Source organism: Bacillus sp. HMSC036E02 (assembly GCF_001836235.1).
Taxonomy (GTDB): Bacteria; Bacillota; Bacilli; order Bacillales; family Bacillaceae_G; genus Bacillus_A; species Bacillus_A cereus.
Genome location: NZ_KV827834.1, coordinates 109,323 through 125,331, shown reverse-complemented (window position 1 = coordinate 125,331; position 16,009 = coordinate 109,323). Strand labels below are relative to the sequence as shown.

Genomic DNA, 16,009 nt, shown 5'->3' with positions numbered 1-16,009 from the left:
TAAATACATATTTAAACTCAAAAATCTCCCTCCTTTAATAAGTAAATTATACCGATTTAAGGAGATAACTGTAAATATTACATTGTAATGAGTTTATTAGAGGTATTAATATACCTCTAAGCGAACTTATCCATATTCCAACTGAAAGAATGATTTTTTATTATGAATAAACAATAACGATAATAATTGGAGGGATTATGATGCCTTACATTAATACACCTGTTGGAAAAAGAGAAGTATCACAAAGAATTTACGATTTGCTTGATAAATATGGAACACCATGTGAAAGTAGTGAACCGTGCCCGAGTAGATACATAAAAGATGGATATGAATACCATTGGTTTGTGGGGGAAGATGGGAAACTTAGAACAACAATAGAAAAAGTTGGAAGTATAAAAACTAAAAAGAAAAAATGAGGCACGCCTTTACTATGACATCACGAAAAAGGTTGTGAACATTATTCATACCCTTTTTTATATTCATTTATAAAATATTTGAAGGTATTTTTTATATTAAATCAAACTTATCCATATTCAAAATTAAAAGGGTGATTCGATGATAATTAGAGAAGGTATTGAAGTAACTAAAATTACCTTAGATGGTTATGAATTACCAATTCCAGAAGGGTATTCTGAATTTCTGCTTCGTGCTGGATACTGGCGAGTTGGTGAGAAAGTAGAAAAAATAAATCGTGAGGAAATTCTAGCGGATTATGACAGAAAAGTTGTTCTGGAAGATGGTAAGTTGTGTACGATATTCACTTACAAAGGGGATAAAAAGAAAAGAGGTAAAAAGTTATGAATGAAAGGAAGAATCTTATAGAAAGAAAAGAACGAACTATTTTAGATAATCCACCTAGTGAAGAAACAGCGTTAAAAATGGCAGAGTTTTTTATGAAAACATCGGTTCCACGTATATTAGCTGCTCGTAAGGGTGAAGAGGAAGCTAAAAAAAATGTGAAGTAATGTGATAAAAGGGGTTTACTATATAGTGATAACCTTATGTGGTAATATGTATTTACTACATAAGGAGGGGAAAAATGGATTGGATTAAATTTGGTACGCTGGTTATATCTTTTTTTACTTTATTATTGTCAATTTATAGTGCTAGAACCTTAAATCAAAACAAAGAGAAAGACCGTAAGGTGACTGTATCATTGCCTGAGAAAAGAAGGATGCAAAAGGATTTAATGGATCATATTACAAAAGTTCTTGATTTAGGTAGAAAGTGTTTTGAAGAAACAGATGAAAATGAGAAGAAAAAGATTAAATTTGAATTGTTAAATCATAAAGTGTACATATGGATTAACTTAAATGAAGAGAATAGTTTTGCAAAAGAATTAAGGAGCCATAGTACGGAATATATTTTTTGGTGTGCTTCTTTCTTAGATTCACCTAATGAAAAAGAAAAATTCAACTTCCGGACTGACTCTTATAAAAATCAGCGTTCTATAATGTGAGTAATTGAAAAGTATTATAAAGAAGAGAATAGGTTAATAGATGATGAATTAATGTAGTCACATTCAAAGGAGTGTGGCTTTTTATTATATCTTGGATATATATTCCTATTGAAAAATATAGGGGAAATAGCATTTGCCCACGCTTATTTTATCCAAAAAGTCCCCCAAAAACCTCCCCAAAATGATTAATTTTATTTAAGGTATTTTACAAACCATAAGAACAGCAAAAAACCCTAGAAAAGGCGTTATAATAACGTTTCTAGGGTTTTTAATACTAGTATCTACAAAGCGATTTAATTAACGAGAGTAGAACTCTACGATTAATGCTTCGTTGATTTCAGCTGGTAACTCAGAACGCTCAGCGTGACGAGTGTAAGTAGCTTCTAATTTGTCAGCATCGAAAGTTAAGTATTCTGGTACGAAGTTGTTAACTTCGATCGCTTCTTTAACAACAACAAGGCTGTTAGATTTTTCGCGAACGCTGATAGTTTGACCAGGTTTTACACGGTAAGATGGGATATCTACGCGAGCGCCATCAACCATGATGTGACCGTGGTTTACTAATTGGCGAGCTGCACGACGAGTGCGAGCTAAGCCCATACGGTAAACTAAGTTGTCAAGACGAGCTTCAAGAAGGATCATGAAGTTTTCGCCGTGCTTACCAGGCATTTTACCTGCTTGGTCAAATGTGCGACGGAATTGACGCTCAGTCATGCCGTACATGTGACGAAGTTTTTGTTTCTCTTGTAATTGTAAACCGTATTCTGAAAGTTTCTTACGTTGGTTAGGACCGTGAGGACCTGGTGCGTAAGGGCGTTTTTCTAATTCTTTTCCTGTGCCGCTTAGAGAGATTCCAAGACGACGAGACAGTTTCCAAGCTGGACCTGTATAACGAGCCATAGTTGACTCCTCCTTTAAAAATGTTTTTATTTACGTAAAATAAAAACAGACGTAATCGATATTTACGGGCATTTTGTTTTCATGTACCTTCGCTCCAGCAGCAGGGAGTTACGAGATACACCTCCGTAGAGGAACAAAATACAAACGATAAACTCACATTACAAGGCTGCCTTTTTATTTTACACAAACGCTATTATATCTTTTACCCAGAGTTTCGTCAAGCAAGTACGTTTTTGTTTTATGCATAAAAATTTTGGAAATTAATATAAGAAGGAATTTAAAACAATATAGAAGAAGAGATAGAAACACAAATAAAACGCTTACATAAAATAAAGGAAAACGTTCATCAAATTTTTATGGATGAATATGCGGCAATAAAAACATAAGGGGGATGTTTTTATGAAAAAGAAGCATATGGAGACAGCGTTAATTCACCACGGTTATACACCTGAGGAACATAAAGGAAGTTTAACACCACCTTTATTTCAAACTTCTACATTTACATTTGAGACTGCGCAGCAAGGAGAGGCGAGTTTTGCGGGAGTGGATCCATCTTATATTTACTCACGGCTTGGAAATCCAACTGTGAAATTATTTGAAGAACGTATGGCGTTGTTAGAAGGAGGAGAAGAAGCACTTGCCTTCGGATCTGGTATGGCAGCTATTTCAGCAACGTTAATCGGTTTTCTAAAAGCTGGAGATCATATTATTTGTTCAAATGGATTATATGGATGCACGTACGGTTTTTTAGAAGTGTTAGAAGAAAAATTTATGATTACGCATTCGTTTTGTGATATGGAGACAGAGGTTGATATTGAAAATAAAATTCGCCCAAATACAAAGCTTATTTTCGTTGAAACACCGATTAATCCGACAATGAAATTAATTGATTTAAAACAAGTGATTCGGGTTGCAAAGCGAAATGGCTTACTTGTTATTGTTGATAATACATTTTGTTCACCTTATTTACAAAGACCGCTTGAGCTTGGCTGTGACGCTGTTGTGCATAGTGCGACAAAATATATTGGTGGTCACGGTGACGTTGTAGCGGGCGTAACAATTTGTAAAACGAAAGCATTAGCTGAAAAGATTCGCCTGATGCGAAAGGATATCGGCGGTATTATGGCACCGTTTGATGCGTGGTTATTATTACGCGGGTTAAAGACGTTAGCAGTAAGAATGGATCGTCATTGTGATAATGCAGAAAAAATTGTATCGTTCCTAAGAAAACATGATGCGGTAGAAGGTGTTTGGTATCCAGAAGGGGAGTTAGCATCTCGTCAAATGAAACGCGGGGGCGGTGTTATTTCTTTTTCAGTAAAAGGCGGAAAAGAAGAGACGCAAGCGTTTATTAATGATCTTCACTTTATTACAATTGCGGTGAGTTTAGGAGATACAGAAACGTTAATTCAGCATCCAGCAACGATGACGCACGCTGCGATTCCAGCTGAACTAAGAAAAGAAATGGGCATTTTCGATAATTTAATACGCTTATCAGTCGGTTTAGAATCGTGGGAGGATATCGTTTCTGATTTAGAGCAGGCATTAAAGAAAATATCTACTGTTAATCAATAAAAAAGAGTGAGCTATCGGTTTTGTACAGGACGTACTAAATCGATAACTCGCTCTTTTCTTTTTACATATGTTTTAGGAGTGTTTCCACAAACTTTTCTAAATAGCGCTGATCTACTTCATCGAAACGATTCTTTTCAGGACTATCAATGTCAAGTACACCAATGACAGCTCCTTCTTTCACAATCGGTACAACGATTTCTGAATTAGAAGCACTATCGCAAGCGATGTGACCTGGGAATTGGTGAACGTCTGCTACAAGCTGTGTTGTTTTCGTTTCAGCTGCTACGCCGCAAACGCCTCGTCCAAATGGAATGCGCACGCAAGCAGGCATTCCTTGGAACGGTCCAAGAACAAGCTGAGTTCCTTCTGTTACGTAAAAGCCAACCCAATTAACGCGATCTAAAAATTGGTTTAATAATGCGGACGCATTTGATAAGTTTGCGACTACGTTTGATTCGCCAGTTAATAACGCATCCAGTTGTTTAATTACTGTCTCATATTGCTGCACGCGAGATCCTGCATAACTTTCTTTAGTAAACATGGAAACAGCTCCTTTTTTATCGAGATGTGTAAAATATTAGCAAAATACGATGTATTTCACATGACTTTGTCGATAGAAAATTAAAGGAATTTGTCTTAAAAGTCAAGAAATTTAAACTATAGCTGTTCAGTGAAGGGAAGTGAGCGCATGAAGCAGACGAAACAAAAAGTAATTGATGCGGCAATATCGTTGTTTAATACGAAAGGTTATGATGGAACGTCAGTGCGAGACATTGCAAAGCGAGCGGATGTGAATGTAGCGAATATTTCATATTATTTTGCTGGGAAGCAAGGTTTATTAGAACAGCTTATTACTGATTTTTTAGAAGGATATATTCATGTGATTGAAATGTCGTTTGAACAGAGAGAGTATTTGTCGGCTAAAGATGTAATGGTGCAAATGGTGCGTGGGATTTTACGATATCAATTTGAAAATAGAGAACTAACACGTTTCTTCTACCGAGAGCTTTCGCTTGATACGACATTAATTCGTGAAGTGATGACCGTTTATTTTTCTAAAGAAAGATATTATATAGAACAAATGATTAGACAAGGACAAATGAAACAAGAATTTCAGAAAGTATCATTTACAATGTTTATGACGCAATTAAAAGGTATGATAAGTATGCCGTTTTTATATCCACAATATATATCAGAAGTACTCCATTCTTTCCCGTCTGAGACATTTTTCATAGAAATGTATACGAAAGAGATTGAGCAATGGATGGAACAAGCATTATGTAAAGCGAATATGTACCATGAATGGCCAAGAGCTGTTCATATGTGAAGAATCCCCACCTAACGAACTGAGGTGGGGATTTTTATGTTTACTTTTCTTTGCCATAAATTGTTACATAATAGCGCGATAATTGTTAATGCAGCTCCAGCGATTTCAATTTTATCCACTGTATAACCTCGAAAGATAGAACCAATCAGTGCAAGGATAGGAACTAAATTCATAAATAATATGCCGTTAATAGATGAAATATAGCGATTTCCCATATTCCAGCAAAATACAGCGATAACGCCTGCGATAATCGACATATAAAAGAGCTCAAAACGAACGCTCACAACTGTACGCAGTGACGGTATAGTAACTATATTTGTGTACGTTAAGAAAGTAACAATAACGATGAGTGAAATGGAGCCAAATAAACAAGTTAATGTCGTGTACCTAAGTGGTGACCAAGATTGAAAACGAGCACCCCCGTTTGTATAAATGACCCAGCAAGTAACGCCGCATAGCATCAATATATTTGTTGATAAGTGGCTTGCAGCTCCAAATAGTAATTCAATATTTCCTTTTGAAATGACAAGCATAACACCAAGTAATGCAACAAACATACAAAGGAATGTATAGTTTTGTGGGCGGCGATTTTTCGTTATCCATTGCAGTGATAAGGCAATCAGTGGCATAAGGGATTGAATCATAGCTGCATGGATTGCTCCGGAAGGTCCGGCAAGTTGTTGTCCGTAGAAAACGAGAAAACCATACCCCGCGAAACCGACTGTCCCGTAAAAGAATAGAGAAAGTGTTCTTTTTTCTAAGCGGAGTGAAGTCTTTCCTTCAGTAATTAATAGCAAAATAAGAAAAATAATAGCTGCTGATCCATAGCGAAGCGTTGTGAAGAAGAATGGATCGATAAATTGCAGAGCATTTGCCATTACAGGAAACATAAATCCCCAGGCAGTGACGGCGAGTAAGCATAGAAAGGATCCGAGTAGCATTTGTTTTTTGTTCAAGAGTATCTTTCCCCTTTACATTTCGTTATAGTAAGTTGATGAAATAAGTATAAAGAGTAATTGTTTATAGGAGGAAATATCGATTTCTTATAACGGTTATAACTTTTTGTTAGAGGTGTGTACGATGGATTTGGAGGCAGTACGATCGTTTATTGAAGTGAAGCATACGCGAAGTTTATCAAAGGCAAGTAAGATTTTACATATATCTCAACCAGCGCTTAGTAAACAAATTCAAAAGTTAGAAGCGGATTTAGAGGTTACTTTACTTAAACGTTCTGCGCAAGGAGTAGAGTTAACGGAGGCAGGAGAGTTATTTATAAAAAGAATGTTACCAATTTTGGAGCAAATAAATGAAGTGAAAACAGAAATGAGGGGGTATCAAGAGAACCGGAAGTTTTCAATTGGTATACTACCGAGTTTAGCGGAGCATTACATATCAGAATGTAAAGATATATTAGGTGATGAGTTCGAAGTGGAATGGCAAATCGGACATACGGAAGTATTAAGAGAGTTATTTAAAGCGCGGGAGATTGACGCGATGTTCATCGATTCAGTAGTAGAAGGTGCTACGTATATAAAAGAAGTGCAACAAGAGAAAATTGTTTGTGCTATTTCAAATAATCATCCGTACAAAGAGAAGATAGTCATTCAAATAGAAGAGCTGCACAATGAAAAATTAATTGTATATCCAGAAATATGTGATGTAAGGAAAATGATTATGAACATGTTTCATGAAATAGGTGTAAAACCAACTATAGCTGTGGAAACATCTTACGCAGAACCGATGCTTGCAATGGTAAAAGCTGGCCTTGGTATCACGTTACTTCCAGAAAGGGCAGTAGAGCAGTCTGTAAGGCAAGGAAATGTACATGTAATTTCTGTTGAACCACCACTCATGCGGAAAATTTATTTCGTATCCCATACGAAAGATTGTTTGTTATTACAATCATTTGAGGATAGGTAGTGAGGTAGGCGGAATATTGAGAAAGATTACAATCACATTGAAAGGAACATGAAATTTTTAAAAAAACTAGGTCAAAAACAAACCATTACATGGTATGATTAGTACATTGTTAGTTGTTAAATATAGGGGAATTCCCTTTTTATACATAATGCCTTCCATTTCATAAACGGAACGGACAAAAAAAGAGATATAACTAGGAGGCTTTTTTGCATGGATTCTATCCTGACGATCGTTATCATTGTAGTAAGCTCTATTCTAGTGCTGCTCATGATAGAGCTTGTGATAAGAAATCGTTCATATAAAGATATTGAAGCACTGGAGCAGTGGAAACAAGAGATAAAAGATAAACCTGTGGCAGATGAACTAAAACGGGTAAAAGATTTAAACATGACGGGTCAAACAGAAGAACTGTTTGGTAAATGGCGTGAAGAATGGGATGAAATTGTATCAACAACCCTTCCGAAAGCTGACAAAGATTTAGCGCAAGCGCGAAAATTCGCCTCGCAATTCTCCTTCCGAAAAGCAAAGCATGCGATGAACGAATCCATAAGTGGTTTAGATGACGCTGATAATCGTATTACGGACATTTTAAATGAATTACAGCAATTGTTAGAAAGCCATGAGAAAAATAGCTCGGAAATTGAAGGGTTACGTGATACATATCGTAGTATGAAAAAGAGTGTTCTTGCTCATAGACATATGTATGGAGCAGCAGAGCAGAAAATCGAAGAGATGCTAGACGCTGAATCTGAGAAATTTAAAACCTTTGAAGAAGCGACAAACAATGGCGACTATTTAAAAGCGAGAGAAATTGTTATTAGTTTGGAAGAAGGTTTAGCAGATTTAGAAATCATTATTCACCAAATTCCAGATTTATTGGTAGAGTGTCAAGCGACGTTACCAGTTCAGCTGGAAGATTTATTACACGGACACAATGATATGGTAAGACAAGGTTATGTATTAGATTATTTGGAAGTCCCTAAAGAAGTTCGTGATATGACGAAACAACTACAAACATGTTTAATGGATATACAGGAGCTTCATATAACAGAAGCGGCTGAAAAAGTAGAAAACTTAAAAACACGTTTAGATGGCTTCTACGATCAACTGGAACAAGAAGTACATGCGAGACATTATGTGGAGCAAAAAACACTTTCTGTTTATGATGATTTAGAAGAAATGCGCATCGAAACGATTGAAACGAAAACAGAAACACAACTTGTGAAACAAAGCTATCAGTTACAAGATAAAGACATTGAGTCTCAAAAAGTAATTGAAAAGCAAATGCACATTTTAACGAAACGTTTTGAAATGCTACAATTACGCGTTGCAGAACAAGATATTGCCTTCTCTATTATTCGTGAGGAACTAGAAGAGGTTTATGAGCAATGTGAAACGTTAAAAGTACTTCATGCAGAATATAAAGAAATGCTGCAAGCGATGCGCAAAGAAGAATTTGAAGCACGTGAGAAGTTACAAGAAATGCGAAATACTATTTTCGAAACGAAACGCTTTATGCAAAAGTCGAATTTGCCAGGTCTTCCAGAGAGTATTATGGAAGATTTAAAAAGAGGGCAAATGGCAATGCAAGCTGTATATGAACAATTAGAAGTGAAGCCGTTAAATATGAACGCTGTAAATAGCAGTTTAGAAGAAGCATATACAACTGTGAACGGTGTAGCTGAAATGACAGAAGAGTTAATTGGACAAGCGTATTTAGTGGAAAAATTAATTCAGTACGGTAACCGTTACCGCAGTCATGATGAAAACCTAGCAGAAAGTTTAAATTATGCTGAGAAATTATTCCGTGAATACCAATACGATGCAGCTTTAGAACAAGCGGCTTCAGTATTAGAGCAACTTGAGCCTGGCGTTGTTCAAAAAATAGCTGAATATGTAGACAATGAACAAACCCTTTCATAAGGGTTTGTTTTTTTGTGTAATTTTGCAGACGATGTTGCTATAATGAATAGCGGAATACAGTAAGGTTATTCGTTTTAAAATATAACGGAACCTTTGCGTAGTCTTAGCGTAATGACACGTATTTATGATATGATTATACGATGTGATAGCGCTGAAAGGGGAAGAACGATGATCTATTTTGATAATAGTGCGACGACGAAGCCATATCCAGAAGCTCTTCAATCGTACGTGACGGTTGCTGGGAAATATTTTGGTAATCCTTCTTCTATTCATTCGCTTGGAGGAGAGGCAGAGCGTCTATTAACACAATCAAGAACGATTGCAGCGCAGCTTCTTCGTGTTAAACCTTCTGAAATTATTTTTACATCAGGTGGAACGGAAGGAAATAACCTTGCGATTAAAGGGATAGCGATGAGGAATCGTTCGCGTGGTAAACATATCATTACAACAAATATTGAACACGCGTCTGTGTTTGAAGCATATAAGCAATTAGAAGAACTCGGGTTTGATGTAACATACTTACCGGTTAACGAGCATGGTGTTGTATCGGTAGAAGATGTGAAACGAGCGCTTCGTGAAGATACGATTCTTGTGTCAATTATTCATGTGAACAACGAAACTGGAGCAATTCAGCCCGTTGCTGAAATTGGAACGTTATTATCGAATCATCCGAAAATAAGATTCCATGTAGATCATGTACAAGGGATAGGAAAAGTACCGCTTGATTTATATGCTTCTCATATTGATCTTTGCTCAATATCTGGACATAAATTCCACAGTGTAAAAGGAACAGGTCTTCTTTATGTACGCGATGGCGTAAGATTAGATCCGATTTTATCAGGTGGTCAACAAGAGCTTAAGTATCGCTCTGGTACAGAGAATTTACCTGGCATTGTAGCGATGGTGAAAGCACTTCGCATGACAATGGAACAAGTGAAAGAAAAGGTAGCTCATTTGCAAAGTTTACAAGCAGAGCTTGTTCGTTTCTTTAAAGAGATGGAAGATGTAACGATTAACACGTCGCTTGCATATGCAGCACCGCACATTTTAAATGTATCATTTGTTGGTTTAAAACCAGAAGTAGTCGTTCATGCTTTAGAAGAACACGGTGTATATGTGTCAACGAAATCTGCTTGTTCTTCAAAAGCAAATGAAGTGAGCAGAGTGTTAGTGTCAATGGGAGTGCCGCATGCAGCAGCTGCAAGCGCTATTCGTATTAGTTTGGCACCAGAAAACACAATGGAAGAAGTAAAACAATTTGAAGATATTGTAAAAGAGACGATGCCAAAATTATATGAAGTGATGAGGTAAAGAAATTATGTTGAAATATGAATATATTTTAGTGCGTTACGGAGAAATGACGACAAAAGGTAAGAACCGTTCTAAGTTTGTAAGCACATTAAAAGATAACGTGAAGTTCAAACTGAAAAAATTCCCAAATATTAAAATCGATGCAACACACGATCGTATGTACATCCAGTTAAATGGTGAAGATCATGAAGCGGTATCTGAAAGATTGAAAGATGTATTTGGTATTCATAAGTTTAACTTAGCGATGAAAGTACCATCAGAATTAGAAGACATTAAAAAAGGTGCATTAGCAGCTTTCTTACAAGTAAAAGGCGATGTGAAAACATTTAAAATTACTGTACACCGTTCTTATAAGCATTTCCCAATGAGAACGATGGAATTATTACCTGAGATTGGCGGACACATTCTAGAAAATACAGAAGATATTACTGTAGATGTTCATAATCCAGATGTAAATGTACGTGTAGAAATTCGCAGTGGTTATAGCTACATTATGTGTGATGAGCGTATGGGAGCTGGCGGTTTACCAGTTGGCGTTGGCGGAAAAGTAATGGTACTTCTTTCTGGTGGTATTGATAGCCCAGTAGCAGCGTACTTAACGATGAAACGCGGCGTATCTGTGGAAGCAGTTCACTTCCATAGTCCACCTTTCACAAGTGAGCGTGCAAAACAAAAAGTAATCGATTTAGCGCAAGAGTTAACGAAGTATTGTAAACGAGTAACGCTTCACCTTGTTCCGTTTACAGAAGTGCAAAAAACGATTAATAAAGAAATCCCATCTAGCTATTCAATGACGGTTATGCGCCGTATGATGATGCGTATTACAGAGCGTATTGCTGAGGAGCGTAACGCACTTGCAATTACGACTGGTGAAAGTCTTGGGCAAGTAGCAAGCCAAACGTTAGATAGTATGCATACGATTAACGAAGTAACAAACTACCCAGTTATTCGTCCGCTTATTACGATGGATAAATTAGAGATTATTAAAATCGCTGAAGAAATCGGCACGTATAATATTTCAATTCGTCCATATGAAGATTGCTGTACTGTATTTACACCAGCAAGCCCAGCGACGAAGCCGAAACGTGAAAAAGCAAATCGTTTTGAAGCGAAATACGATTTCACACCATTAATCGATGAAGCTGTAGCGAACAAAGAAACAATGGTATTACAAACGATAGAAGTAGTGGCGGAAGAAGAAAAATTTGAAGAACTTTTCTAAACCATAAATTACCATATCTAAAACGTGTATGAAGTCATGTTATTTATCACACTCTATACTCACAAGGAGGTGATATAACATGTCACGTAGCACAAATAAATTAGCGGTTCCTGGTGCTGAATCAGCATTAGACCAAATGAAATACGAAATCGCTCAAGAGTTTGGTGTTCAACTTGGAGCTGATGCAACAGCTCGCGCTAACGGTTCTGTTGGTGGTGAAATCACTAAACGTCTAGTTTCACTAGCTGAGCAACAATTAGGCGGTTACCAAAAATAATCCCATATGATGGCTTAGAAAGAGCGGGTTCTCCCGCTCTTTCTTTTTTGTGTTGCCATTTGTCGGTAAGTTGATGTAATTTCATTTAGTAATTCGACAGAACTGAAAAATTTGTCAAAAGAAGAGGGTTCAAAATTAACAGAAAATTCTTTATTATATAAAGGAGGCATAAAGAAAAGGGAGGATATTTTATGAAGCGAGAAGAATTGTTGGCGCCACCGTCTTATAATTTAGTTTCTGAAATAGAGAAATATACGGGTGATAAAGGGAAATTAGCTTTAATTTGGCAAGATGATAAAGGGAATCGAAGGGAAGTTACATACGCTGAATTAATGCAAGGTGCGAATAAAATTGGAAACGCTTTTATAAAAAGTGGTTTGCAAAAAGGGGACAAGCTTCTTATTATGATGCCGCGTTTAATTGAAGCGTACATGACGTATATTGCTGCTATTAAAGCAGGATTTGTCGTAATTCCAAGCTCGGAAATGTTACGTAAAAAAGATATAGAATATCGAATTGGACATGGAGAAGTAAAAGCGATAGTAAGCTATGAGCCGTATATTAGGCAGTTTGATGATATAGAAGCGATGGAATCTCTTCGAAAATTTGTCCTGAGCGAGCAGTCAGTAGATGGATGGATTAATTTAAAAACAGCGTTAGAAACAGAGAGTGACAGGTTAGAAATGGCGAAGACAGATAAAGAAGATATGGTCTTTTTATCTTACACGTCAGGAACGACAGGAAATCCAAAAGGTGTCGTTCATACACATGCGTGGGCATACGCTCATTTACGTACGAGCGCTCCAAATTGGCTCGGAATTGAAGAGAATGATATTGTATGGGCAACAGCTAGTCCAGGCTGGCAAAAGTGGATTTGGAGCCCGTTTTTAGCAACGCTAGGATCAGGGGCAACAGGGTTTGTATATCACGGTAAGTTTGAACCGAAAACGTACCTGAACTTATTAGACGATAATAAGGTAAATGTACTTTGTTGTACACCGACTGAGTATAGATTAATGGCAAAGGTAGAAGATTTAAGCCAGTACAATTTAGAGGCATTACATAGCGCTGTATCAGCAGGTGAGCCGTTAAATAGAGAAGTCATTGGAACGTTCCAAAAGCACTTTCATATTACAGTGAGAGACGGCTATGGGCAAACGGAAAATACATTACTTGTTGGTGTAATGAAAGGGATGGATATTAGACCAGGTTCAATGGGGAAACCAACGCCAGGTAACCACGTCGATATCGTAAATGAGGAAGGTACTCCAGTTAAAGTAGGCGAAGTTGGTGATATTGCAGTTCACATTGAAACGCCGGCCCTCTTTAAACAATATTACAAAGACGATGAACGTACAGCGATGCAATTCCGCGGTGATTATTATATTACAGGTGATAAAGCGAAGAAAGATGAAGACGGCTACTTCTGGTTTGAAGGGCGCGGTGATGATATCATTATTAGCTCTGGTTATACAATCGGGCCGTTTGAAGTAGAGGATGCACTTGTAAAACATCCTTACGTAAGAGAATGTGCAGTTGTCGCAAGTCCTGATGAAATTCGTGGAAGTGTCGTGAAGGCATTTATCGTATTAAGAGAGAATATAGAAAAGAACGAAGAAACATTAATTCCAACACTCCAACAACACGTCAAAGAACTCACTGCACCATATAAATACCCTCGCAAAATTGAATTTGTAGATGAACTACCAAAAACGATTTCTGGAAAAATTCGCCGTATTGAACTTAGAAAACAAGAGATGGAGATTCCGTCAAAATAATTTTGAAAACAGTGAAGTAAATAGTTGAATGAAATGCAAAACAATGATAATATAAAAACGAACACAAGTTCGATTTTATAAACTTAAAAAAGAGGTGTCCGTATGATTTTAGGGATTAATCCGTACTTAGTTTTAGATGGTAGTGGGCAAGAAGCTGTACAGTTTTATAAAGAGGCTTTAGATGCAAAAGTAGAAGTCATGCAAACTTTTGGTGACATGCCTGAAAATCCAGAATACCCGATTCCAGCTGAAGCGAAAGAGCGTGTTTTACACGCTACTTTAAAAGTTGGTAATACGGATCTTATGATTTCTGATACATTCCCAGGTCAAGGACATGCAATCGGATCTCAAGTAACAATCGCAATTCAAATTAGTAATGCAGAAAAAGCAAAAGAAGTATTCGATAAGTTACAAGAAGGTGGAGAAGTTATCATGCCACTTCAAGAAACATTCTGGAGCCCAGCATACGGACAAGTAAAAGATAAATTTAATATTGAATGGCAAGTTACAACGTCTACTACTGAACAAAAGTAATTTTTAGAAAAGCACCATGTTTTGAAATGGTGCTTTTTTTTATACAATAAAAAATAAAGGAGATGGGATATATGGGAGAAATTTGGTATGGCGGCACCATTTACACAATGAGAGAAGAAAATGAAAAAGTGGACGCTGTTTACGTTGAAAACGGCATAATTGTTGATGCTGGTAATAAGGGAGAATTAGAAAGCAGATATTCAAACGTAAAGTTACATGACCTAAAAGGAAAAACAATGATCCCAGGTCTCGTTGATAGCCATATGCATCTTATTGGGCATGGAGAGAGATTACTCCGTCTAGATTTATCAAATTGTACATCTTATAGCGAAGTACTGGCTCTTGTTCAGAAGCGAGTGGAAGAAGCTCCAAAGGGCTCTTGGATTATTGGAGAAGGATGGAATGAAAATAACTTTACAGATACGAAAGATGTTCACGCGCGTGATTTAGATGAAATTTCGAAAGACCATCCTATTTTATTAAAGAGAGTTTGTCGTCACGTTACATGGGTGAATTCATACATACTGCAAGAAGTGAATATAACAGAAGCGACAGAAGATCCAAAAGGCGGGAAAATTGGCAGGGATTCATCAAATAAGTTAACAGGACTTTTATATGAACAAGGGCAAGAATTAATTAAACATGTTCAGCCAGAAATTGATGAAGCTTATTTACAAAGAGCTCTGCAAACAGCGATTAAAGATTGCTGGAAATACGGACTTGTTGGCGGGCATACGGAAGATTTAAATTATTATGGTGGTTTTAGAAAAACGCATAATGCGTTTTCTCATGTGATAAAAGAAATGCCATTTAAAGCCCATTTGCTCGTTCACCATGAAGTAGCACATGAACGAAAAGAATATGAAAATGAACATTATATTGAATTTGGGGCAATGAAAATTTTTTCTGACGGTTCTTTTGGCGGAAGAACAGCATTATTAAGTGAACCGTATGAAGATGCGAAGGAAACGAATGGGGTTGCGATTTTCTCATGTGAAGAACTTGCAGAATTAGTGAAGAAAGCACGAGATTTACATATGCCAGTTGCGATTCATACTATCGGTGATTTATCGCTTGAATATGTCATTGATGCACTCGAATTATATCCACCAGCAAAAGGGTTACGTGACCGCATTATTCATTGTCAGCTTGCTCGTGAGGAGTTAATTGAAAGAATGAAAAACTTGCAAGTCATTATAGATATACAGCCAGTCTTTCTTTCATCAGATTTTCCGTCAGTCATTGAAAAACTAGGAGAGCGCCGTCTTCGTTATGCGTATGCTTGGAAGACATTACTGGAAGCAGGGCTACATTGTAATGGTGGCTCAGATGCCCCCATTGAACAAGTAAATCCGTTTCTAGGTATATATAGCGCTGTTACACGTAGAAGTTTTATTGACGGTGTATGCTATATGCCTGAGGAAAGATTAACGGTATATGAGGCTGTTTCTTTATTTACAACAGGAAGTGCCTATGCAATTGGAAAAGAAGCGAAGCGAGGGCAAATTACAAAAGGATATGAAGCAGACTTTACAATATTAGACCGCAATATGTTTGAAATTGAGGCAGAAGAAATAAAAGAAGTACAAGCAGAAATGACCGTAATAGATGGCCAAGTTGTCTATAGAAAAGATGCGTAAAAATATATGAGCGATTATCGGAATATATCGACTTACCGACAAAAACTGACAAGAATAACGGCCGGATAGTAAGAGATTATTGTCCGCGCCAATCGGGGTAAATAAATAACCGCAGAATTATGGAATTCCATAATTCTGCGGTT

General features: G+C 36.9%; 17 protein-coding genes. 14 read left to right on the top strand and 3 right to left on the bottom strand.

Annotation, left to right across the window (positions count from 1 at the left end; all coding sequences use genetic code 11):
* Positions 1-200: 200 nt before the first annotated feature.
* The 4 genes from HMPREF2590_RS11345 (at position 201) to HMPREF2590_RS11335 (ending at position 1,459) form a co-directional block, all read left to right on the top strand.
* Positions 201-416, top strand: a complete 216-nt coding sequence (locus HMPREF2590_RS11345) for a hypothetical protein (protein ID WP_001146351.1) — start codon at positions 201-203, stop codon at positions 414-416.
* Positions 417-555: 139 nt separating this feature from the next.
* Positions 556-801, top strand: coding sequence for a hypothetical protein (locus tag HMPREF2590_RS11340; protein WP_000586754.1), 246 nt, complete (start codon positions 556-558; stop codon positions 799-801).
* On the top strand, positions 798-965 hold the full coding sequence (locus tag HMPREF2590_RS30335) for a hypothetical protein (RefSeq protein WP_001005733.1): 168 nt from the start codon (positions 798-800) through the stop codon (positions 963-965). The genes HMPREF2590_RS11340 and HMPREF2590_RS30335 overlap by 4 nt, the downstream gene beginning before the upstream one ends.
* A gap of 74 nt (positions 966-1,039) precedes the next feature.
* Positions 1,040-1,459, top strand: coding sequence for a hypothetical protein (locus HMPREF2590_RS11335; RefSeq protein ID WP_000383806.1), 420 nt, complete (start codon positions 1,040-1,042; stop codon positions 1,457-1,459).
* Positions 1,460-1,756: 297 nt separating this feature from the next.
* Here the strand turns inward: HMPREF2590_RS11335 and rpsD are convergent, their stop codons facing one another.
* Positions 1,757-2,359 carry a 30S ribosomal protein S4 gene (gene rpsD / locus HMPREF2590_RS11330; RefSeq protein WP_000135317.1) on the bottom strand — a complete coding sequence of 201 codons (603 nt, stop codon included), beginning with the start codon at positions 2,357-2,359 and terminating at the stop codon, positions 1,757-1,759.
* Positions 2,360-2,758: 399 nt separating this feature from the next.
* Here rpsD and megL point away from each other — a divergent pair, with 399 nt between their 5' ends.
* Positions 2,759-3,934, top strand: coding sequence for a methionine gamma-lyase (gene megL, locus HMPREF2590_RS11325; RefSeq protein ID WP_050822122.1), 1,176 nt, complete (start codon positions 2,759-2,761; stop codon positions 3,932-3,934).
* A gap of 61 nt (positions 3,935-3,995) precedes the next feature.
* On the opposite strand, the gene HMPREF2590_RS11320 is transcribed toward megL, so the two are convergent.
* Positions 3,996-4,475 carry a GAF domain-containing protein gene (locus tag HMPREF2590_RS11320; RefSeq protein ID WP_000494342.1) on the bottom strand — a complete coding sequence of 160 codons (480 nt, stop codon included), beginning with the start codon at positions 4,473-4,475 and terminating at the stop codon, positions 3,996-3,998.
* Between the two features lie 147 nt (positions 4,476-4,622).
* Here HMPREF2590_RS11320 and refZ point away from each other — a divergent pair, with 147 nt between their 5' ends.
* On the top strand, positions 4,623-5,261 hold the full coding sequence (gene refZ / locus HMPREF2590_RS11315) for a forespore capture DNA-binding protein RefZ (RefSeq protein ID WP_000814923.1): 639 nt from the start codon (positions 4,623-4,625) through the stop codon (positions 5,259-5,261).
* Positions 5,262-5,272: 11 nt separating this feature from the next.
* Here refZ and HMPREF2590_RS11310 read toward each other — a convergent pair whose 3' ends face one another.
* Positions 5,273-6,217 (bottom strand): DMT family transporter, encoded by a 945-nt coding sequence (locus tag HMPREF2590_RS11310; protein WP_001986680.1) that lies wholly within the window; start codon positions 6,215-6,217, stop codon positions 5,273-5,275.
* 124 nt (positions 6,218-6,341) lie between these two features.
* On the opposite strand from HMPREF2590_RS11310, the gene HMPREF2590_RS11305 reads away from it, so the two are divergent.
* The 8 genes from HMPREF2590_RS11305 to HMPREF2590_RS11270 all read left to right on the top strand — a co-directional run bounded on the left by HMPREF2590_RS11305 (position 6,342) and on the right by HMPREF2590_RS11270 (position 15,866).
* Positions 6,342-7,181, top strand: coding sequence for a LysR family transcriptional regulator (locus HMPREF2590_RS11305; RefSeq protein WP_000362531.1), 840 nt, complete (start codon positions 6,342-6,344; stop codon positions 7,179-7,181).
* 210 nt (positions 7,182-7,391) lie between these two features.
* Positions 7,392-9,104, top strand: a complete 1,713-nt coding sequence (gene ezrA, locus HMPREF2590_RS11300; RefSeq protein ID WP_000377303.1) for a septation ring formation regulator EzrA — start codon at positions 7,392-7,394, stop codon at positions 9,102-9,104.
* Between the two features lie 168 nt (positions 9,105-9,272).
* On the top strand, positions 9,273-10,415 hold the full coding sequence (locus HMPREF2590_RS11295) for a cysteine desulfurase family protein (RefSeq protein ID WP_000638990.1): 1,143 nt from the start codon (positions 9,273-9,275) through the stop codon (positions 10,413-10,415).
* Positions 10,416-10,422: 7 nt separating this feature from the next.
* Positions 10,423-11,637, top strand: a complete 1,215-nt coding sequence (gene thiI, locus HMPREF2590_RS11290; RefSeq protein ID WP_000922342.1) for a tRNA uracil 4-sulfurtransferase ThiI — start codon at positions 10,423-10,425, stop codon at positions 11,635-11,637.
* A gap of 79 nt (positions 11,638-11,716) precedes the next feature.
* Positions 11,717-11,914, top strand: a complete 198-nt coding sequence (locus tag HMPREF2590_RS11285; protein WP_000091640.1) for an alpha/beta-type small acid-soluble spore protein — start codon at positions 11,717-11,719, stop codon at positions 11,912-11,914.
* 191 nt (positions 11,915-12,105) lie between these two features.
* Positions 12,106-13,692, top strand: coding sequence for an acyl-CoA synthetase MbcS (gene mbcS / locus HMPREF2590_RS11280; RefSeq protein ID WP_000817770.1), 1,587 nt, complete (start codon positions 12,106-12,108; stop codon positions 13,690-13,692).
* A 102-nt stretch (positions 13,693-13,794) separates the two neighbouring features.
* A complete protein-coding gene (locus HMPREF2590_RS11275) occupies positions 13,795-14,226 on the top strand; it encodes a VOC family protein (protein WP_000600350.1) in 432 nt (143 codons plus the stop codon).
* Between the two features lie 71 nt (positions 14,227-14,297).
* On the top strand, positions 14,298-15,866 hold the full coding sequence (locus tag HMPREF2590_RS11270) for an amidohydrolase (RefSeq protein ID WP_000503985.1): 1,569 nt from the start codon (positions 14,298-14,300) through the stop codon (positions 15,864-15,866).
* Positions 15,867-16,009 lie beyond the last annotated feature (143 nt).